The 19,830-nt window shown below is 63.5% G+C and carries 18 protein-coding genes and 1 pseudogene; 12 read left to right on the top strand and 7 right to left on the bottom strand.

The genetic code is table 11. The annotated features are described in order from the left end of the window. Positions 1-144 precede the first annotated feature (144 nt). The 5 genes and pseudogenes from lpxC (at position 145) to X756_RS155880 (ending at position 7,133) form a co-directional block, all read left to right on the top strand. Positions 145-1,100 (top strand): annotated as a pseudogene (gene lpxC / locus X756_RS01000000165340) (UDP-3-O-acyl-N-acetylglucosamine deacetylase). 263 nt (positions 1,101-1,363) lie between these two features. Continuing rightward, a complete protein-coding gene (locus X756_RS155865; RefSeq protein WP_023668284.1) occupies positions 1,364-2,233 on the top strand; it encodes an outer membrane protein assembly factor BamD in 870 nt (289 codons plus the stop codon). Positions 2,234-2,451: 218 nt separating this feature from the next. Further along, positions 2,452-4,125, top strand: a complete 1,674-nt coding sequence (gene recN, locus X756_RS155870; RefSeq protein WP_023729344.1) for a DNA repair protein RecN — start codon at positions 2,452-2,454, stop codon at positions 4,123-4,125. Positions 4,126-4,236: 111 nt separating this feature from the next. Next, positions 4,237-6,441, top strand: coding sequence for an NAD-dependent DNA ligase LigA (gene ligA / locus X756_RS155875; RefSeq protein WP_023729343.1), 2,205 nt, complete (start codon positions 4,237-4,239; stop codon positions 6,439-6,441). After that, positions 6,441-7,133 (top strand): TIGR02453 family protein, encoded by a 693-nt coding sequence (locus tag X756_RS155880; protein ID WP_023729342.1) that lies wholly within the window; start codon positions 6,441-6,443, stop codon positions 7,131-7,133. Before ligA ends, X756_RS155880 begins: the two co-directional genes overlap by 1 nt. A gap of 22 nt (positions 7,134-7,155) precedes the next feature. Here X756_RS155880 and X756_RS155885 read toward each other — a convergent pair whose 3' ends face one another. Then, positions 7,156-7,914 carry an SDR family oxidoreductase gene (locus X756_RS155885; protein WP_023729341.1) on the bottom strand — a complete coding sequence of 253 codons (759 nt, stop codon included), beginning with the start codon at positions 7,912-7,914 and terminating at the stop codon, positions 7,156-7,158. Positions 7,915-8,027: 113 nt separating this feature from the next. On the opposite strand from X756_RS155885, the gene X756_RS155890 reads away from it, so the two are divergent. Further along, a complete protein-coding gene (locus tag X756_RS155890) occupies positions 8,028-8,756 on the top strand; it encodes an AzlC family ABC transporter permease (RefSeq protein ID WP_023712442.1) in 729 nt (242 codons plus the stop codon). Beyond that, positions 8,753-9,049, top strand: a complete 297-nt coding sequence (locus tag X756_RS155895) for an AzlD family protein (protein ID WP_023729340.1) — start codon at positions 8,753-8,755, stop codon at positions 9,047-9,049. The genes X756_RS155890 and X756_RS155895 overlap by 4 nt, the downstream gene beginning before the upstream one ends. Positions 9,050-9,204: 155 nt before the next feature. Here the strand turns inward: X756_RS155895 and X756_RS155900 are convergent, their stop codons facing one another. The 3 genes from X756_RS155900 to X756_RS155910 all read right to left on the bottom strand — a co-directional run bounded on the left by X756_RS155900 (position 9,205) and on the right by X756_RS155910 (position 12,685). Next, complete coding sequence (locus tag X756_RS155900; RefSeq protein ID WP_023729339.1) at positions 9,205-11,049, bottom strand: aminopeptidase P family protein; 1,845 nt, start codon at positions 11,047-11,049, stop codon at positions 9,205-9,207. Between the two features lie 105 nt (positions 11,050-11,154). Then, entirely contained in the window at positions 11,155-12,027 is an 873-nt protein-coding gene (locus X756_RS155905) for a 50S ribosomal protein L11 methyltransferase (protein WP_023682125.1), read from the bottom strand. An 82-nt stretch (positions 12,028-12,109) separates the two neighbouring features. Then, positions 12,110-12,685 carry an SCO family protein gene (locus tag X756_RS155910; protein WP_023712445.1) on the bottom strand — a complete coding sequence of 192 codons (576 nt, stop codon included), beginning with the start codon at positions 12,683-12,685 and terminating at the stop codon, positions 12,110-12,112. A 182-nt stretch (positions 12,686-12,867) separates the two neighbouring features. Between X756_RS155910 and X756_RS155915 the strand changes: the two genes are divergently transcribed. The 3 genes from X756_RS155915 to X756_RS155925 all read left to right on the top strand — a co-directional run bounded on the left by X756_RS155915 (position 12,868) and on the right by X756_RS155925 (position 14,903). Beyond that, complete coding sequence (locus X756_RS155915; RefSeq protein WP_023753104.1) at positions 12,868-13,386, top strand: CreA family protein; 519 nt, start codon at positions 12,868-12,870, stop codon at positions 13,384-13,386. A gap of 61 nt (positions 13,387-13,447) precedes the next feature. After that, positions 13,448-14,089, top strand: coding sequence for a DapH/DapD/GlmU-related protein (locus X756_RS155920; protein WP_023729338.1), 642 nt, complete (start codon positions 13,448-13,450; stop codon positions 14,087-14,089). A gap of 382 nt (positions 14,090-14,471) precedes the next feature. Next, positions 14,472-14,903 (top strand): low affinity iron permease family protein, encoded by a 432-nt coding sequence (locus X756_RS155925; RefSeq protein WP_023750938.1) that lies wholly within the window; start codon positions 14,472-14,474, stop codon positions 14,901-14,903. Between the two features lie 26 nt (positions 14,904-14,929). On the opposite strand, the gene X756_RS155930 is transcribed toward X756_RS155925, so the two are convergent. Beyond that, on the bottom strand, positions 14,930-15,796 hold the full coding sequence (locus X756_RS155930; protein WP_023690888.1) for an SDR family NAD(P)-dependent oxidoreductase: 867 nt from the start codon (positions 15,794-15,796) through the stop codon (positions 14,930-14,932). Positions 15,797-15,927: 131 nt separating this feature from the next. Here X756_RS155930 and X756_RS155935 point away from each other — a divergent pair, with 131 nt between their 5' ends. After that, positions 15,928-16,209 (top strand): hypothetical protein, encoded by a 282-nt coding sequence (locus X756_RS155935; RefSeq protein WP_023668298.1) that lies wholly within the window; start codon positions 15,928-15,930, stop codon positions 16,207-16,209. Positions 16,210-16,221: 12 nt separating this feature from the next. Here the strand turns inward: X756_RS155935 and X756_RS155940 are convergent, their stop codons facing one another. Next, positions 16,222-16,797 carry a TMEM175 family protein gene (locus tag X756_RS155940; protein WP_023729337.1) on the bottom strand — a complete coding sequence of 192 codons (576 nt, stop codon included), beginning with the start codon at positions 16,795-16,797 and terminating at the stop codon, positions 16,222-16,224. Between the two features lie 153 nt (positions 16,798-16,950). On the opposite strand from X756_RS155940, the gene X756_RS155945 reads away from it, so the two are divergent. After that, complete coding sequence (locus tag X756_RS155945; RefSeq protein ID WP_023729336.1) at positions 16,951-18,159, top strand: MFS transporter; 1,209 nt, start codon at positions 16,951-16,953, stop codon at positions 18,157-18,159. A gap of 3 nt (positions 18,160-18,162) precedes the next feature. Here the strand turns inward: X756_RS155945 and X756_RS155950 are convergent, their stop codons facing one another. Continuing rightward, entirely contained in the window at positions 18,163-19,635 is a 1,473-nt protein-coding gene (locus tag X756_RS155950; RefSeq protein ID WP_023729335.1) for an MATE family efflux transporter, read from the bottom strand. Positions 19,636-19,830: the final 195 nt, after the last annotated feature.

The following is a 19,830-nucleotide window of genomic DNA, read 5'->3' as shown; positions in this document are numbered from 1 at the left end:
AGAAACCGTGATTTGGAGTCTCCCTGACAGACCATTATCTTTGCCGCAGCACTTTCGGTGTGCTGGGATTCGGGGAAGTGGCCCTGCCTGCCGATAAAAAAGAGCCGCGCCTTTTGGGTTAAAGCGGACTTAGGCGTTTGGGCTATGGGGTTTGTCTTGCAAGACTATCAGACGACACTGAAATCGCGTGCAACGCTGACCGGTACCGGCGTTCACAGCGGCAAACCGGTCACCGTCAATTTCCTCCCTGCGGACGCCGACACCGGCGTGCTCTTCCACCTTTCGAACGGAAGCGAGAGCCGCGAGTTCCGCGCGCTGGTTGCTGAAGTCGGCGCGACCGATCTCTGCACCATGCTCGGCGATCCGGCAGGCGAGCATATCGCCACCCCGACGGAGGGCGGCGCCATGGGCGCGGTTGGCGCCCTNTCGGCATCGACAACATCGTCATCGAGATCGACGGTCATGAGGTTCCGATCCTCGATGGCAGTGCGGTGGCGTTCGTGGAAGCCATCGACCAAGCCGGCATCGAGACGCTGGCGGTCAAGCGCCGCTACATCAGGGTGGTCAAGCCCGTCCGCATCGAGAATGGCGCGTCCTGGGCCGAGTTCAGGCCCTATAGCGGCACGCGCTTCGAGGTCGAGATCGATTTCGAAAGCCCGGCGATCGGCCGCCAGCTATTCGCCTCCGACATCAACCCCGACATCTTTCGCCAGGATATCGCGCGCGCCCGCACCTTCGGCTTCATGAAGGATGTCGAGCGGCTGTGGGCGGCCGGCTATGCGCTGGGCTCCTCGCTGGAGAACTCGCTGGTGATCGGCGACGACAACCGGGTGATCAACATGGGCGGCCTGCGCTACCCCAATGAGTTCGCTCGCCACAAGACGATGGACGCGATGGGCGATCTGGCGCTGGCCGGCGCCCGTTTCATCGGTTGCTTCCGCTCCTATCGCGGCGGTCACCGGATGAATGCGGCTGCTTTGCGGCGGCTTCTGTCCGACCGTTCGGCCTTCGAGGTCGTCGAGACCACGCGCCGCGAGCGCGGCCGCACCGCCGAGATGAGCGCCGTCACCGGCCCTGTCTTTGCGCCCTGGGTGATCTGATTCTTAACGATTTTCTGGCTTTCTGAACGCTGGCCGGTGTTGCACGAAAGCATCACCGGCCAGTGAAAGTGCGTAGCATTCGGGGCAACACCAAGCCGCCACAAAAATGTGCGATTGGCTAGACATAGCGTTGCTGGGCAAGGCAGTTATGGTTTATGGCTGCTGCCGTCTGTTAGGCGCATGTCGCTCAAAAGTGGGGATCAGTTTTGAGGGAACGCCATGCGAAAGGCATTGAACTAACGCCGAAAGGGCGCAATCCGATCATGTTCTTCAAGCGAGTTGGTCAATCGAAAGCGCCGTATCGGGCTGTTTTCCTGGCGCTTTCGGTGGTTGTGCCATCGCTGTTCCTCTCAGCCTGCATGTCGTCCGAGAAAGACGTCGACCTGTCGACCTATGTCGACCAGACCGAACCGGCCGACGTCCTTTACAATCAAGGCCTTGCCAATCTCAATGCCGGCCGCCTGGATGAGGCGAGCAAGAAGTTCGACGCCGTCGACCGCCAGCACCCGTATTCGGAATTCGCCCGCAAGTCGATGGTGATGGGCGCCTTCGCCGACTATCGCGCCGGCCGTTATGACGAAGCAATCGGCTCGGCCAAGCGCTATCTGACGCTTTATCCGTCGACCGACGACGCGGCTTACGCCCAGTATATTATCGGGCTGAGCTACTACAAGCAGATCAAGGACGTCACCCAGGATCAGAAGGAAGCACGCCAGACCGTGCAGACGATGCAGGATTTGGTGACGCGCTGGCCGACGTCGGAATATGTCGACGACGCCAAGGAAAAGATCCGTTTCGCCAACGACCAGCTGGCCGGCAAAGAGATGCAGATCGGCCGCTATTATCTCGAGCGGCGCGAATACATTGCTGCCGTCAAGCGCTTCCGCAACGTGGTCGAGAACTATTCCAACACCCGCCATGTAGAAGAGGCGCTGGCGCGTCTGGCCGAAAGCTACTACGCGATGGGCTTGACCTCGGAAGCGCAAACCGCCGCTGCGGTGCTCGGCACCAATTATCCCGACAGCCAATGGTACAAGGATACCTACAAGCTGTTGCAGAGCAACGGGCTTGAGCCGCGCGAGAATGCCGGATCGTGGATATCCAAGGCCGGCAAGCTGATCACCGGCGCCTGACGCCCGAGCATCGACTGAGGCGGAACGCGCTTTTCGGATTGATCCGACGCTCAAACAAAAAGATAGTGCGGCGCTGCGACTCCATCGGTCGCATGCCGCTTCACAGCGGTTCAGTGGTTTGATTGAGGCGCTGAACCGTCCTAACTTTTTGTTCTACGCAATTCCGGACGGAAAACCGCTACGCACTTTTCCTGGAATTGCTTGAGGTCCGGGTTCTGATGCTTTCCAGACTGTCGATCCGCGATATCGTCCTGATCGAGAAGCTGGATATCGACTTCCAGCCCGGCCTTTCCGTGCTGACCGGTGAAACCGGCGCCGGCAAATCCATCCTTCTCGACGCGCTGTCGCTGGCGCTTGGCGCGCGCGGCGACGCCTCGCTGGTGCGGCACGGTGCTGCCCAGGGCCAGGTCATTGCCGTCTTCGATGTGCCGCGCAACCACCCGGTGCGCGCGCTGCTGGCCGAGAACGCCATCGAGGATGACGGCGACATCATCCTGCGCCGGCTGCAGACGGCGGATGGCCGTACCCGTGTCTTCGTCAACGACCAGCCGTCCAGCGTCACGCTGATGCGCGACATCGGCCACGCGCTGGTCGAGATCCACGGCCAGCATGACGAGCGCGCCCTGGTCGATCCAGGCGCGCATCGCGAATTGCTGGACAGTTTTGGCGGCCATCTCGGCGCCGCCCGCGCGACCGGCGAGGCGTGGCGCTACTGGCGCGGCGCCGAGCAGGAGTTTGCCAGGCACCGCGCCAAGGTCGAGGCAGCGGCGCGCGAGGCCGATTATCTCAGGGCCTCGGTGGCGGAACTGGCAAAGCTCGATCCGCAGCCCGGCGAAGAGACGCAACTGGCCGAATTGCGCGCCACGATGATGCGGGCCGAAAAGATCGCCTCGGAAATACACGATGCGCAGGATGTGCTGTCAGGCCCGTCCTCGCCACTGCCGCAACTGGCCAGTTTGCTCAGGCGCCTGCAGCGCAAGGCCAGCGAAGCGCCGGGCCTGCTCGAGGATGTGGTGAAGTCGCTGGATGAGGCGATGCTGTCGCTGGATGCCGCGCAATCGGGCGTCGAGGCGGCATTGCGCGCCACCGAATACGACCCGCAGCGGCTGGAGAAGGCGGAAGAGCGGCTGTTTTCGTTGCGCGCGGCGTCACGCAAGCACAGTGTCGCTGTCGACGATCTGGCGCAACTGCGCGACACCATGTTGGCCGACCTTGCCGATCTCGATGCCGGCGAGGGGCGCCTGCATGTCCTGGAAAAGCAGGCCGCGGCGGCGCGCGAGGCCTACGATATCTCCGCAGCCCAGCTGTCCTCGCTTCGCCATGCCGCGGCGGTCGGGCTGACCAAGGCTGTCATGGCCGAGCTGCCAGCGCTGAAGCTGGAACGGGCCGAGTTCATCGTCGGGCTGACCAGCGATGGCGAAAACCGCACGGAAGAGGGCATCGACCAGGTCGAGTTCTGGGTGCGCACCAATCCCGGTACCAGGCCCGGCCCGATGATGAAGGTCGCTTCCGGCGGCGAGCTGTCGCGCTTCCTGCTGGCGCTCAAGGTGGCGCTGGCCGACCGTGGCTCGGCGCCGACATTGGTCTTCGACGAGATCGACACCGGCGTCGGCGGCGCCGTGGCCGATGCGATCGGCCAAAGGCTGGCCAGGCTGTCGACGCGCGTGCAGGTGCTGTCGGTCACGCATGCTCCGCAAGTGGCGGCACGTGCTGCGACGCATTTCCTGATCTCCAAATCCGGCGGCTCGGACAAGGTTGCCACTGGCATTGCCGAGATGGACCGGGCGGCGCGCCAGGAAGAGATCGCACGCATGCTGGCCGGCGCCACCATCACCGAAGAGGCGCGCGCAGCCGCGGAACGGCTGCTGCGCGAGAATATTGCTGCAGCGTAGTCGTCGCAAGGCTTTCGGACTGAGTCAGGATATGGCTCCATCCCGCTGTTCAGGAATGCTTTTTCCGAAATCCTGATTTATGGTGTCGCGCCACTGTCCAGGGACCGCTGCATGTCTGAAAAACCAGTCGAATCGTTGAGCGAAAGCGAAGCCGCGGATGAGCTCCAGCGGCTGGCCGAGGAGATCGCCGGTCATGACAGGCGCTATCATGCCGAGGACGCGCCGACGATTACGGACGCGGAATATGACGCGCTGCGGCGGCGCAACCTTGCCATCGAGGAGCGGTTTCCCGGTCTGGTGCGCGAGGATTCGCCCTCGCTGCGGGTCGGCGCCGCGCCGGCGGAAGGCTTTGCCAAGGTGCGCCATGCGGTGCCGATGCTCAGCCTCGCCAAGGCCTACACAGACGAGGACGTCACCGATTTCATCGAGCGTGGCCGGCGCTTCTTCGACCGCGACAAGGATCTCGACATCGCGTTTACGGCCGAGCCGAAGATCGACGGACTGTCGGCGTCGCTGCGCTATGAACGCGGCGTGTTCGTGCAGGGTGCTACGCGCGGCGACGGCGCTGTCGGCGAAGACATCACCGCCAATCTCAGGACCATCGCCGACATCCCCGCCAAGCTCAAAGGATCGGGCTGGCCCGAGACCATCGAGATCCGCGGCGAAGTCTACATGACCTATGCGGAATTCGAGGCACTGAAGGCCCGCTCGGCGGCGGTGGGCGGCCAGGACTATGTCAATCCGCGCAATACGGCAGCGGGCTCCTTGCGACAGAAGGATGCGTCCGTCACCGCCAGCCGCAATCTTAAATTTTTTGCCTATGCCTGGGGCTACACGACAGCGGATCCGGCGACGACCCAATATGATTCGGTGCAGAAATTCGCCGAATGGGGGTTCAAGGTCAGCCCGCTGATGGTGCGGGCGAAGTCGGTCGAGGAGCTGATCGCGCACTACCACAAGATCGAGGAGGTGCGTTCGTCGCTCGGCTACGACATCGACGGTGTCGTCTACAAGGTCGACCAGCTGGAATTGCAGCGTCGCTGGGGCTTTGTCACCGGCGAGCCGCGCTGGGCGGTTGCGCATAAATTCCCGGCCGAACAGGCGATGACGACGGTGCAGAAGATCGACATCCAGGTCGGCCGTACCGGTACGCTGGCGCCGGTGGCGCGGCTGGCGCCGGTCACGGTCGGCGGCGTGGTGGTCGAAAACGTCACGCTGCACAATGAGGACTACATCAAGGGCTTCGACAGCAACGGCCTGCCGATTCGCGACGGCATCGATGTCCGCATCGGTGACACGGTTGTCATACAACGGGCGGGCGATGTCATTCCGCAGATCGTCAGCGTGGTCGTCGACAAGCGCCCGGCTGATGCGGTGCCTTACGAATTCCCGCACATTTGTCCGGTCTGCGGCTCGCCGGCGACGCGCGAAATCAACGAGAAGACCGGCAAGGAGGATTCCCGCCGGCGCTGCACCGGCGAGCTGATCTGCGCCGCGCAGGCCGTGGAGCGGCTGCGTCATTTCGTGTCGCGCGGCGCGCTCGACATCGAGGGGCTGGGCGCCGAGAATATCGACCTGTTCTTCAATTCGGGACTGGTCAAGACCGCCGCCGATATCTTCACCCTCAGGGATCGCCGCCCAGCCGTCACCAGGGCGCTGGCCGAGCGGCGCGAGGAGCAGGCGCGGCTGCGCGAGGCGGCATCGGGCAAGGCGCGCAAGAATGTGCGCGGTGTCGAGGACCGCAATTATGAAGGTCTCGACAAGCTGTTCGCGGCCATCGATTCGCGCCGCCAGCCGGAGCTCGACCGCTTCATCTTCGCACTCGGCATCCGCCATATCGGCGAAACGACGGCGGCCGTGCTTGCGCGGACGTTTTCGACCGTCGAGGAGCTGATCCGCGTCGGCAAGGAAACGGCGGCGGCTGAGGATCCGCACAGCGTCTTCCCCTCCATCAACGGCATTGGCGATACAGTGATCGATGCGTTGCGCGATTTCTTCGGCAATGAACGCAATGACGACGTGCTCGACAGACTGCTCGAACAGGTCAAGCCGAAGCCGTATGTCGTCACCGTGTCGACCGACAGCGAGGTTGCCGGCAAGACCATCGTCTTCACCGGCACGCTAGAAAAGATGACGCGCTCCGAAGCCAAGGCGATGGCCGAACGGCTCGGCGCCAAGGTGGCGGGTTCGGTGTCGGCGAAGACCGATCTGCTGGTGGCCGGGCCGGGCGCCGGCTCCAAACTGAAGCAGGCCAGCGAACTCGGCGTCGAAGTCATCGACGAGGACACCTGGCTGCAACGGGTCGGCAAGGCGTGATGGCCGGTTCGTTCAAAGGGTTCGGGCAAAAGGCCATACCGTTCCTCAAGGCGCTCGACTTCCACCAGAGCCGCGAATGGTTCCAGGAAAACCGCGCGCTTTACGACAGCGAGTTGCATGAGCCGTTCTGCGATCTGGTCGAGACGCTGACCGAGCGCTTCGCGGCGGCGGGTCTGGGCTTGCGCGGAGACCGCAAGAAATCGCTGTTTCGCATCAACCGCGACGTGCGCTTCGCCAAGGACAAGCGGCCCTACAACCAGCATTTGTCGGCCATGCTGTCGCCGGATGGCACCAAGATGGAGCAGGGCGTGTTCTTCGTCTATGTCGGGATCGACCGCTGCTTTGCCGACGTCGCCTGGTGGAATCCGGAGCCGTCCCTGCTGCTGGCGATGCGCAAGGCGATCGTCGCCCGGCCGGCCGACTTCCGAAAACTGCTTTCAACCCTTAGGAAAAACGGCTTCGAACTCGAAACCGAGGGCCGCATGAAGCGCACGCCGCGCGGCTTCGAGCAGGTCAACGAACCCGATCTTGTCGACGCCATCCGCAACCGGCACTTCTATGTCCAGCACATGATCGATCCGGCTGGAATTCACGCGCCGACGCTGGTCGACGAGCTTGTCGATTTCGCCTTGCGCGCCAAGCCGCTGCTCGACTGGGGCAGGGTGATCCAGGGCACGGCACCGCGGAGCTAAATCAGCCCCGCGCGCTGCACGGCTACATCCGCATCAAAAGACCGCCGTCGACTGCCAGTTCGATGCCTGTGATGTAGCTTGCCGCATCGGAAAGCAGGAAGAGCGCGGCATTGGCCATGTCCTGCGGCGTGCCGATGCGGCCGAGCGGCGCATAATTGGCAACGGCAGCGCGTTTCTCCTCGGTATCCCAGCGCGCCTGCAGCGGCGTCAGCGCCATGCCCGGGCAGATCGAATTGGAGCGGATGCCATCGCTTGCCAGCTGCATGGCCAGCGACTTCGAAAGCGCGCAGACGCCGGCCTTGGAGGCTTGGTAGGCATCCTGCGGGGTCGGATCGCCGCGATACCACTGGATGGTCGAGAAGTGCACCATGGCGCCGCCGCGCCCGCCCGCGCGCATATGCGGAACCACCGCCCGCGCGGTGTGCACGAAGGATTTCAGATTGATGTTGAAGACCTGGTCCCAGACATCGAGGTCCATCTCGAGGGCGGACTTGTCGCGGCCGAACCAGAGCACGCCTGCGACATTGGCGAGATAGTCGATGCCGCCGCGCTCGCGGCCCGCGGCATTGATGGTCTGCTCGACAAAGGCGGCGTCGGTGAGGTCGCCTTGGGCAAAGGTGAGCCGGTCGTCATAGGCGGCAAGCGATGCCGGACGCGGCTTGACGTCGATGGCGGTGACCGAGGCGCCGGCATCGAGCAGCGCCAGCGAGATCGCCTCGCCCATGCCGCCACCAGCCCCGGTGACGACCGCGTGCCTGCCGGTGAAATCATAAGTGATCATGCGAACCCCTCATTTTTTTACAACATCAGTTTCGCTGATTTGTTGGCTCAAGCGAATTCGTCTGACTTTTCAAACGCCGGCTCCTACATAGCAGCGCGAGATGGGAATGTGACATGTCGGCAGAGACCTTAAGCGAAAATTCCGTGGCCAGCGACTTCTGGGACGGCGTGCGGCTGTCGATGCCGGTCGTTGTCGCCGCGGCGCCATTTGGGCTGCTGTTCGGCGCCATCGCCGTCGACAACGGCTTTTCCGTTCTCGAAGCTTTCTTGATGAGCGCGCTGATCTTCGGCGGCGCCAGCCAGATGGTCGGCATCGAATTGTTCGGCCAGCATGTCGCGCCATGGCTGATCGTGCTGTCGATCTTCGCGGTGAATTTCCGTCACGTGCTTTACTCCGCCAGCATCGGCCGGCGAATCGCGCACTGGCCGGTTATCAGCCAAGCGCTGGGCTATTTCGTGCTCACCGATCCGCAATTCGCGGTGGCGGAGCGCAGGGCCGAAGCCGGCGAGACCGTTGGCTTTGCCTGGTATATGGGCCTTGGCCTGCCGGTGTATGTGTTCTGGGGGATCGAGAGCGCGCTGGGCGCGGTGTTCGGCAAGCTGATCCCCGACACGCATGCGCTGGGCATCGATTTCCTGCTGCCGATCTATTTCCTCGGGCTGGTCATGGGCTTTCGCAACCGGCCACTGTGGCTGCCGGTGGTGATTGCCAGTGCCGCTGCCTCGATCATTGCCTACAAGACGGTGGGATCGCCGTGGCACGTCTCCATCGGCGCCGTTGCCGGCGTGCTGCTGGCCGTCATCCTGCCGCCGCACCATAGCGGTGTGGAGGCAAAACGATGAGCGCGACCTTGTGGATCATCATTGCCGGCGCGATCGCCACCTATCTCACCCGCGTCGGCGGCCATCTGGTGATCTCGCGCTTCGACCACATCCATCCACGCGTCGAGGCTGGCTTGAACGCCGTGCCGGCGGCGGTGTTGACGACGCTGGTGGCGCCCGCCGCACTCAGTGCCGGACCGACGGAATGGGCGGCGCTGGTCGTCGCCGCTGTGGTCTCGCTGCGCGGCGGCCTGATGGCGATGTTTCTGGCCGGGGCGGTGGTGCTGGTCCTAGCGCGGCAGTTTGTGGCATAGGGCGCCTGCCGGCAGAACAGTTTCGAACGGTCGGCGCCGCCCCTCATTGCCCTGCCGGGCGTTCGTCACTCGAAAAGCCAAGCTATTGGCTTTTCGTCCGCTTCGCGGACCGCTCCTCACCTCCCCGTATAGTGACGGGGAGAAAGAAGCTCATTTCAGATCTTGGCGTCGTGCGGCAGCGGCGCTGTTGCCTTCTCCAGCCAGGCCAGCGTCTCGCCGTCGAGCATCGGGCCGATCTCGGCCAGCACCCAGGCATGGTAAGTATCCAGCCAGTGCAACTCCTCGCGCGTCAGCAGGTCGGTGCGGATCAGCCTGATATCGATCGGCGCCAGTGTCAGCGTCTCGAAACCGTGCATGGCGATGTCGCCGCCTTCAACTTGTTCGGCCGGCGTCACCAGGATCAGGTTCTCGATGCGGATGCCGTAGGAGCCTTCCTTGTAATAGCCGGGCTCGTTGGAGAGCATCATGCCGGCCAGCAGCTTTTCGGTGCCGGTGCGGGCGATGCGCTGCGGCCCTTCATGCACGGCCAGATACGAGCCGACGCCGTGGCCGGTGCCGTGGGCAAAGTCGCAGCCATGCTTCCACAGCGCCATGCGCGCCACCGCGTCGATTTCCGAGCCGCGCGTGCCGGCGGGAAAGCGCAGCGTGGAAATGCCGATCATACCCTTCAGCACCAGTGTGAAGCGCTCGCGCATCTCCTCGGTCGGCTGGCCGATCGGCACCGTGCGGGTGATGTCGGTGGTGCCGTCCTGATACTGGGCGCCGGAATCGAGCAGGAACAGCTCGCCCTTTGCCAGCTCGCGGTTGGTGGCGCGCGACACACGGTAGTGCATGATGGCGCCGTTCGGCCCGGCGCCGGAAATGGTGTCGAAGGAGACGTCGCGCAGCGGCATCTGCGTTTCCTCGCCGGTCTGCCGGCGCGTTTCCTCCAACTTGGTGACAACGGTTATTTCGTCGAGCGTGCCCGGCTTCTGCCGTTCCAGCCAGCACAGGAGTTTCGCCACCGCCGCCCCGTCTCGGCGGTGCGCCGCGCGGCTGCCGGCGATTTCCGCCTGGTTCTTGGTGGCGCGCGGGATGCGGGCGGGATCGGCTGCTGAAACAAATGTGCCGCCATTGTCCTCGACCAGCATTCTCAGCTTGTCCGCCGCCAGCACCGGATCGAGCGCGATCTTGGCGCCGCCCTTGGCAAGCGCGACGACCGCCGCCTCGAATTCGCCGGGCTCGTGCAGATCGGCGAGTTGGGTGAGATAGGCGGCAACCGTGCGCGAAAACTTGCGCTGGTCCATGAACAGCTGGTGCTTGCCATCTGCTGCAAGGATCGCAAAGCCGAGCGCCAGCGGCGTGTGCGGCACGTCGCCGCCACGGATGTTGAAGGCCCAGGCGATCGAGGAGGGATCGGTGAGCACGGCGTGCGTCGCGCCCTCCTTGCCGATTGCCGCCGCCAGCCGCGCCAGCTTGTCCTTCGCCAGTTCCCCGGCAAAGCCGATCGGGTGGATTTCGACCGGCGCCGCTGGTGGTGCCGGCTGATCCTTCCAGATGATGTCGATCGGGTTCCTGTCGAGCGGCACCAGCGTCGCGCCGGATTGCTCGGCCGAGGTTTTCAGCGCCTTGACCTCAGCGATCGTGTGCAGCCAGGGGTCGAAGCCAAGCCTGGCGCCCTTGCCGAGATTGTCCTTGATCCAGGAGGCCGGCGGGTTGTCGACCAGGCTCTCGATTGCAAAAATGTCGAGATCGACTTCGTGGCGCACTTGCAAGGTATAGCGGCCATCGACGAACATGAAGGCGCGGTCACGCTGCACAAGTGCTACGCCCGCCGAGCCGCTGAAGCCGGTCAACCATTTCAGCCGCGCCGAGCGATCGGCGACATATTCGCCCTGGTGCTCGTCGGCGCGCGGCACCAGGAAACCGTCGAGGCCATTATCCGCCAGCCATCGCCGCAGCAACGTCGCGCGCGGCTTGCCGACGCTGGGGTCGCCTGCGGAATCGAAGGTCTGGAACATGGTATGCCTCCTGTATCGGGCGCGACCGTAGCGCATGACCCGGAAAACCGGAATCGATTTTCGCCAATCGCAACAGGCTCGGATTGGTCCAAAGCGCGTTGCGTCTCAGTGCTTCAGGTGGATCGTTACCCAGCCTTCGCGATGCAAGGTCCTGACATGGCGGAAATTCTGGCCGACATAGGCCGAGATCACCGCATTGCACTGGCGCTCGAGGATGCCGGACAGCACGATCGAGCCGCCGAGACTGATATGCCTGGCCATCTCAGGCGCCAGCCGCATCAGCGGTCGCGCCAATATGTTGGCGACGATGAGATCGAAAGGCGCGCGCTTGCCGAAGATCGGGTGGTGGAAGCCGGGCGCCGTCACCGTTTCGACCAGCGCCTTGACGTGGTTGAGGCGGGCGTTGGCGGCGGCGACCCTGACGGCGATCGGATCGATGTCGGTCGCCAGCACCGGAATATGCGCCAGTTTGGCGACGGCGATCGCCAGCACCGCGCTGCCGGTGCCGAGGTCGAGGGCATTCCTGGGACGTTCGCGGCGCACGACCCGCTCCAGCATTTCGAGGCAGCCGGCCGTGGTGCCGTGATGGCCGGTGCCGAAGGCAAGGCCGGCCTCGATCTCGATGGCCAGTTCGCCGCTGTGGCGCTTCCTGCGGTCATGCGCGCCATGGACGAAGAAACGTCCAGCGCGCACCGGCTTCAGTCCCTCCAGCGAGCGCGCCACCCAGTCGATGTCGGGCAAAACCTCGCGCTCGATCGGCTTCGACAGGGACAGTCCGGCAAGGCTGTCCCTTAGCCGCGCCTCAACCGCGTCGACATTGCCGTCGGTGTAGAGCGAAACCTCATAGATGTCGCGGTCTTCATCGACTTCGAGCACGGCGATCGGCAGGCCTTCATCCTCGAAAGCCGGTTCGAGCGCGGCAAAGATGCGGTCGGCCTCGATCTTCCCAGCGATGAAGTGGAGCCTGGTCTGACCCATCAGCTGGTCTCTTGTTTGAGCATGATCTCTGGACAACACTTTTCTGTCCGAGAAAACCGGAATCCACGTTTCGGGATCATGCCTAGCCTGCCGCCAGCCGCTTCAGCTTGGCGATCGCGGTATCGGCGCTTTCGCCATAGGCTATGGTGCCCGAAAACTCGCCCTTGGCGTTGAGCAGCAGCGCCGAGGCGGTGTGGTCCATCGTGTAATCGCCGTCGCCGGTGTCGACCTTCTTCCAGTAGATGTTGAAGGACTTCGCCATGGCGTGCACCTTGTCGGGATCGCCCGATATGCCGACGATGCGGTCGGAGAAATTGCTGACGTAAGTGTTCATCACCGGCGGCGTGTCGCGCTCTGGATCGACGGTAACGAAGTAGGCGTTGAGGTTCTTGCCGTCGTTGCCCAGCGTCTTCAGCCAGCCGGCCATTTCGAACAAAGTGGTCGGGCAGACTTCCGGGCAATGGGTGAAGCCGAAGAAGACGATGCTGGGTTTTCCCCTGAAGGCGGCTTCGGTGATTGGCGCGCCTTTCTGGTCGACCAGCGTGAATGGCGCGCCATACGGTTCGCCACCATAGTGGCCGCGATAGAAGTCAAAGGTGAGCCAGCCGATGCCCGCCGCCATCAGAACGAGAATGCCGACCAGAATTGAACGCATCATCAGGAATTGTCCGTAGCAGAAATCATCGAGCGCCGGATCGGCGCCTCTCTGCCGGCAGTCTTAGCCGGTCGCAGGGGGCAAGGCAAAGATGCCGCGTTGCCGCAACCGGGCTGGACGCTACCTTGCAAACAGCTGGCCCTTATCCCACCTGAGACCGGCAAACCGAACCTGAGGAGGCTCCCTTGCAAAGACGGACTGGGCAGAGACGGATTGGGCAGAAACTGATCGGCGGCGCGCTGGCCGCATGCATTGCCCTTGGCGCCGGTGCCGCCGCGGCAGAGGAGGTCGGCAAGGTCGGCGTCGATTGGGTCGGCAACGACATCATCGTCGAGGCGATCAAGGACCCCAAGATTGACGGCGTGACCTGCCATGTCTCCTATTTCGACCGCAGCGTCATCGACCGCTTGCACAAGGGCAACTGGTTCGAGGATCCGTCTGATTCCTCGATCTCCTGCCGCCAGACCGGGCCGATCACCATCGGCGACATCGACATGAGCGAAGGCGGCGAAGAGGTGTTCAAGCAAGGCATCAGCCTGATCTGGAAGAAGCAGGTGGTGAACCGCATCTACGACAAGAAGAACGAGACGCTGATCTATCTCTCGCATTCGCGCCAGGTGCAGGACGGCTCGGCGAAAATGTCGGTGACGACCGTGCCGCTGTTCGGCCAGAACGTGGTGTGGACCGGCGGCAAGCCGAAATAACGGATTCTCCGGGCGCAACGCGACAATTGCTTCCGCAATTGCGCGGGGGTAAATCCGCCAGATGGACCGTACCGAAAACCTCGTCCTGAAAGATCCCGAGCCGCGCATCCATCCGACCGCGGAGCTGAAAGCGTGCAAGCTTGGCCGCTATGCCTCGATCGGCGAACGGGTGGTGCTGCGCGAGGTCAATGTCGGCGATTTCTCCTATTTCGAGCGCCACGCCGAGGCGATCTACACGACGATCGGAAAATTCTGCTCGATCGCCGCCAACAGCCGCATCAACGCGCTGGAGCATCCGATCGAGCGGATCACGCAGCACAAGCTCAGCTACCGGCCGAACGAGTATTTCCGCTGGCTGGGCGTCGACGCGGCGTTCCGCGCGCGGCGGCAGGCCAAGGCGGTCAGCATCGGCAACGATGTCTGGATCGGCCATGGCGCCGTCATCATGCCCGGCATCAGCATCGGCAATGGCGCCATCGTCGGCGCCAATGCGGTGGTGACGCGGAATGTACCGGCCTACACAATCGTCGCCGGCGTACCGGCGAAGCCGTTGCGCATGCGCTTTCCCTCCGAGATCGCGGCGCGGATCGAAAGCCTCGCCTGGTGGGACTGGCCGCCGAAGAAACTCGCCAAAGCGGTTCCCGACATGCAGGCCTTGCCGATTGAGGATTTTCTCCATCGCTGGGAGCAAGAGCATTCCTGAGAGCTCGCCGCGCGTGCGCGGTTTCATCGACTGGCTGGCCGAAATCCTGGCGCCAAAATTCTGAACGGCACGTGTCGGGAAGAGTTCCGCTGGTCTGCGGCAACGCAACGAACCCCTTCCGCCATGCGGGGGTGGCCCAGCGGAAGGGGCTTGGAGACAAATCCGCGTGAAGCGGAAGGAACAGGTTTTTTGCCTGCATGGTGACTAATGGCAACAAACCGATAAGGCGGCTTTTCACGGCGCTGCGCCTTTGGCGTGCATACAATTGCATCAGCGATGCCCTCTGCGACAGGGAACCGGAAGCGGCTGCCGGTTGTTTATTGTTGGAGCGATGAATGCGGCCTTGGTCAGCTCGTCGCGCTTTGAACGGTCGAGGATGTGAATGATCGAAAAGCTGTTTACCAGAATCGCCAACACCGTTTCGCACTTGGCGGGCCTGCCGCCGACTTTCATCGCCTGCTGCGCCATCGTTATCGTCTGGGCGGTAAGCGGGCCATTCTTCGGCTTTTCCGATACGTGGCAGCTCGTCATCAACACGGGAACGACGATCATCACCTTCCTGATGGTGTTCCTGATCCAGAACACCCAGAACCGCGACGGCGCCGCGGTTCAGGCCAAGCTCGACGAACTGATCCGCGTCAGCGAGGGCCACAATCATTTCATCGGCATCGAGCACCTGACCGAATCCGAGGTCGAGGAGATCAGAGACAAATGCGAGCGGGCGGCAAAACGCCATGACCACGAGCTCGCCGAACTGGCGGGCAAGAAGGCCGTCGCGCAAAAGCGCACCGCGAAAAAACGCGCGCCCGCCTGAGTCTCGGCTTTGGCTGAGTTCGACGATCAGTTTCCCATAAAGGCCGCGAAAGCGTCCTTATGGTCGGGGTGCCAGCGCGAGAGAGCAGGCCGGTTCTCGATGATGTCGCCGATCGCCCAGGCCATGCGCTTTTCATCGGTCGGCCGCATCACCTCATTGTCGGGGCACAGGATGTAGAAGTCCCCGCGCGCCAGCGAAGCCAGCATGAAGTCGACCACCTGCTCGCCGGTCCAGGCGCCAGCGGGTTTTTCGACCGCTCCTTCGGTGAGGCCGGTAAAGGTGAAGCCAGGAATGAGAAGATGCGCCGCGACCTTCGCGCCCGGCTCGTTGCGCAATGCGTGCGCCAGGCCTTCGGTGAACGTCTTCAATGCCGATTTGGAGACGTTGTAGGCGAGATTGCCGGGTGGCGTGGTGATGCCTTGCTTGGAGCCGGTGTTGATGATCAGGCCCGGCTCTCCGGAGGCCAGCATGGCCGGCGCAAAGGCCTCGACGCCATGTACGACGCCCCAGAAATTGATGTCGATCAGCCGCTTCCAGGCGTCGCCGTTCTCCCACGGTTTTCCCGGATTGTTGCCGACGCCGGCATTGTTCATCAGCAGCGATACGGCGCCGAAAGCGGTATGCGTCTTTTCCGCCAGCCGGCCGAGTTCGTCGGCCTTCGACACGTCGGTGGCGACGGCAAGCACGGCATTCTCGCCGGTGATCGCGGCGACTGCCTGGCGGGCCGCATCGAGGCGCGCGCCGCCAATGTCGGCCAGCACCAGTCTCATGCCCATAGCCGCCAGCCTTTTGGCAGCGGCAAGCCCGATGCCGCTGGCGCCCCCGGTGATGACGGCGACGTTGCCTCGGCTGAGGGCGGGCAAAGCGGATTGGATTTCGGCGTCGGAGTTCATGATCTTTTTCCTAGGGTTCGGGTGGCGCCGAACTTAGCGCGGGACGCGCATCGTGCAAGGCCGTCCCGCGTGTTCGGGTTGACCGCATCAACGGCGGCTGTGCATGCTGCGGCCGAACAGGAGACTGCCGATTGACCGACTGGGTTGCGATCCTGAAGGAGCAGACCGCCACCGGCGACCAGATGGGCCGCGAGGTGCCACAGATGCTTGCCAATCCGGACATAAGCGAAGCGCAGGTGAAGACCTTGTTTTCGGCACTCGAAAAACAGGCCGAGTTCGTTGAGAAATTGCGCATGGCGCTGGAAAAATTCGGCCATGATTTTTCGATCATCAAGGCGGCCGAGCGGCTGGAGGAGCGCTATGCCGACCTTGCGGCGTCGGTTGCCGAAAAGCTGAAGGCGATGCGCAAGTAGAGGCGTCCTACGCTACTTTTCCAGCACCCGCGAAAAACGCGTGTCCGGCACGAACCAGACGGCGGCCACCAGCACGAAGATCGCAACGCCGATCCATTGGTTGACGAAGGCAAGCGGGACGGCGGCGGCGTAGAGGGCCACCGAGATCTTGCCCTTGCGGTCATTGCCCAGCGCCTTGGCGAAGGCGGTGTCGTTGCCGTGCAAATGGTGCAGCTTGGTGGCGAGAAAGGTGTAGGCGACCGCGCACAGCACCAGCTCGATGCCGTAGACGGCGACGGGGACCGGCGCGAAATGGTTCTCGCCCATGAAGGCCGTCGTTGCCGGCATCAGCGACAACCAGAACAGAAGGTTGAGGTTGGCCCACAGCACGCGGCCGTCGACCCTTTGGACGGTGTGGAACATGTTGTGCAGATTGTTCCAGTAGATACCGACATTGATGAACGACAAGACATAGCTGAAAAAGATCGGCCACAGCGGCAGAAGCGCTGAAAAATCCTCGCCATGCGGCACTTTCAGCTCCAGCACCATGATGGTGATGATGATGGCGACGACGCCATCGGTGAATGCCTCGACTCTGCCTTTTCCCATGGATTCTCCCTCTGGATGGAAAGACGTTAAGCGAGGATTTCGGGCAAGACCATCCTGACAAGGTTGTCAGGATGAAGTTCGGCACGTGGAACGGCCGCCATTACATGGACGTTGGGGCGCAATTGGGCGTTGGGCGATTGGCCGGAGGTTGCCATGACCAGCTATGCCGAGACCATAACGCGCGACAACGGATTCGATGGCCGGCCCGCGATGGCCGCGGTTGCCGCCATGATCGCCGCTCTGTTCGCCGGGAGCACGGTGCTGACGCCGCTTTACGTCATCTACAAGCAGGCCTTCGGTTTCTCGCAGATCACGCTGACGCTGGTCTACGCTGTCTATGTCGTCGGCAACCTCGGCGCATTGCTGATGTTCGGGCGCTTGTCCGACGGCATTGGCCGCCGTCCTGCGGCGCTGGCGTCGATGGCCATAGCGGTGGTCAGCGCGCTGGTGTTCCTGCTGGCCGAGAATGTCGCCTGGCTCGATGTCGCCCGCATATTGAGCGGCCTTGGCATCGGCATCGGCGCGGGAACGGGCACAGCCTGGCTTGCCGAATTGATCGAGGGTAAGGACAAATCGCGCGCGGCAATCATCGCCACCAGCACCAACTTCGTTGGCCTTGGCCTCGGCGCGCTGGCATCGGGCCTGCTCGCCGAATATGCGCCCTGGCCGTTGAGACTAACGTTTGCGGTCTATCTTGCCTTGCTCGTGGTGGTGACGCTGTTGATCTGGCGCACCAGGGAAACCGTTTCGCGGCCGGGAAGGCTGGCCGATGTTTCGCTGCGGCCGCGGCTGTCGGTGCCCGCTGATATCCGCGCCGCTTTCGTGGCGCCAGCCGTCACCGGCTTCGGCGCCATGGCGCTGGTCGGCTTCTATGCAGCCCTGGCGCCGAGCATCCTGGCGCAGCAGCTGCATGTGGCCAACCATGCCGAGGCCGGCGGGCTGTTCTTTGAACTGTCGATCGTTGCGGCCGCGACCATTCTGGCCACGACCCGACTGTCCAGTCGCGCCGGCATGCTGGCCGCGCTGGCGCTGATGATCCCGGCCGTAGGGCTGATGGTTGCTGCTCAGTTTTTCGCGTCGATGTCCCTGATGGTTGCCGCCACCGCTGTATGCGGCGTGGCGGCGGCGCTCGGCTATCGCGGCGGCCTGCAGGTGGTGAACCAGATCGCACCTGCCGAGCGTCGCGCCGAATTGGTGTCGGCCTTCTTCATCTGCTGCTTCTGCGGCAATGCGCTGCCGGTGATCGGCATTGGGCTGCTGTCGAGTTGGGCCACTCCGACGACGGCAAGCCTGGCCTTCGCCGGCATGATCACGCTGTTCTCTGTCGTAGCGCTGGGGTTCGGCGTCAAATACGCGCGCTGAGCCTCACCCGTTTGGCGTCCCGGGCGCCATGTTTGCCCGTCCGCGCGGGATGCCGAGGCCGGTGTCGGGCGGCTCGCCGGCGGCCGGCCGGTCCTCGATCATGTGCATGGTGCGCCAGCGGCCGAAGCGATAATAGGCGGCGGCCAGCACCAGCGAGGTGATCGATCCCGCCGGAAAACTCCACCACAGCGCTTCCTCGCCGATGTAGCTCCTGAAGAAGTAGGCAAAGCCGGTACGCACGACCAGCACGGAAATCACCAGAATGATCAGCGGCGGCATCACGGCACCGGTGGCGCGCACAGTGGCGAACAGCACGATGGTGACGCCGAACAGGATGAACGACCAGGACGCCACCTTGTTGATGTGGGCTGCAATGTCGATTGCGGTGCTGTCGCCGCTAAGGAACAGGCCGAGCACCGGCCTGTCGAAGAAGAACAGCAGCGCCACCAGGGCGCCGGTGAGCACCAGGTTGAAGCCGACGCCGGACGCCGCGATGCGACCGATGCGGTCCCAGCGCCCGGCGCCGACATTCTGGGCCGCCATCGACGAGACTGCGGCGCCGATCGCCAGCGCAGGCATCTGGATATAGGTCCACAGCTGCGCCGCGATGCCGTAGGCGGCGGCGACCTGCGAGCCGTAGGAGTTGACGATGCCCATCACGGTCAGCGCCGCCGCCGAAATGACGATCATCTGCAGGCCCATCGGCACGCCCTTGAGGACGACGATCCTGAGCAGCGCCGGATCCGGCCGCAGCAGAGCGAGGTTCGCGCCGGCGAGCCGCAACGGATGCTTTCTGGCATAAAGCACGACGAGGATGGCGATCACGCTCACCGTCTGGCCGATCAGCGTCGAGGTGGCGGAGCCGGCGATGCCGAGCTCGGGGAAGGGGCCGATGCCGCGAATGAGCAGCGGATTGAGGATGATGTCGAGCACGACGGCGAGCGCCATGAAGAGGAATGGCGTGCGCGAATCACCCGCACCGCGCAGCACCGTCATGACGAAGGACAGAAGATTCATCATCGGCACGGCGACGAAGATGATGCGCAGATAGGAGCGCGCCAGCGGCAGCGCATCGGGCGGGGTGCCCAGTGTGTTGAGGATGGCGTCGACCCAGATCCAGCCGCAGACGGCGAAGATAGCCGAGACGAGGAAGAAGAAGCTGGCGCTGGTGCCGACGATGCGCCGCGCCTCGGGCAGGTCGCGGGCGCCGACCGATTGCGCCACCAGGATGGTCGCGGCCATGCCGATGCCGAACACGGTGCCGAGAATCAGGAACAGCACCAGATTGGCGTTGGAGGTGGCGGTCAGCGCCGATTCACCGAGGAAGCGGCCGACCCAGACGGCGTTGATCGAACCGTTGAGCGATTGCAGCACGTTGGAGCCGAGCACCGGCAGAGCGAACAAAAGCAGCGTGCGCGGAATCGGGCCGCTGGTCAGGTCGCCGGTGCGCCGGCGCGGTGGTATTTTTTCGTCCATGGGCTGTTCGGCGAAGGTTCATCTCAAAGTCCGCCCGGCAATGATCGCCGATTTGACGGACAAGGTCGATGCGGCATTGGAACATGCCACCTGGCGGCTTCACGCTAATCAGTTCTCAAAACATCCGGAATGGGATATGGGTCGTCGCCGCGTGGGGTCGCATATCCTGTTGGATATGATGAATAGGCTGGGGGG

Origin of the sequence: Mesorhizobium sp. LNJC405B00 (assembly GCF_000502615.1) — a bacterium.
In the GTDB taxonomy this organism is placed as follows: domain Bacteria; phylum Pseudomonadota; class Alphaproteobacteria; order Rhizobiales; family Rhizobiaceae; genus Mesorhizobium.
This window is presented reverse-complemented; position numbering and strand designations above follow the sequence as displayed.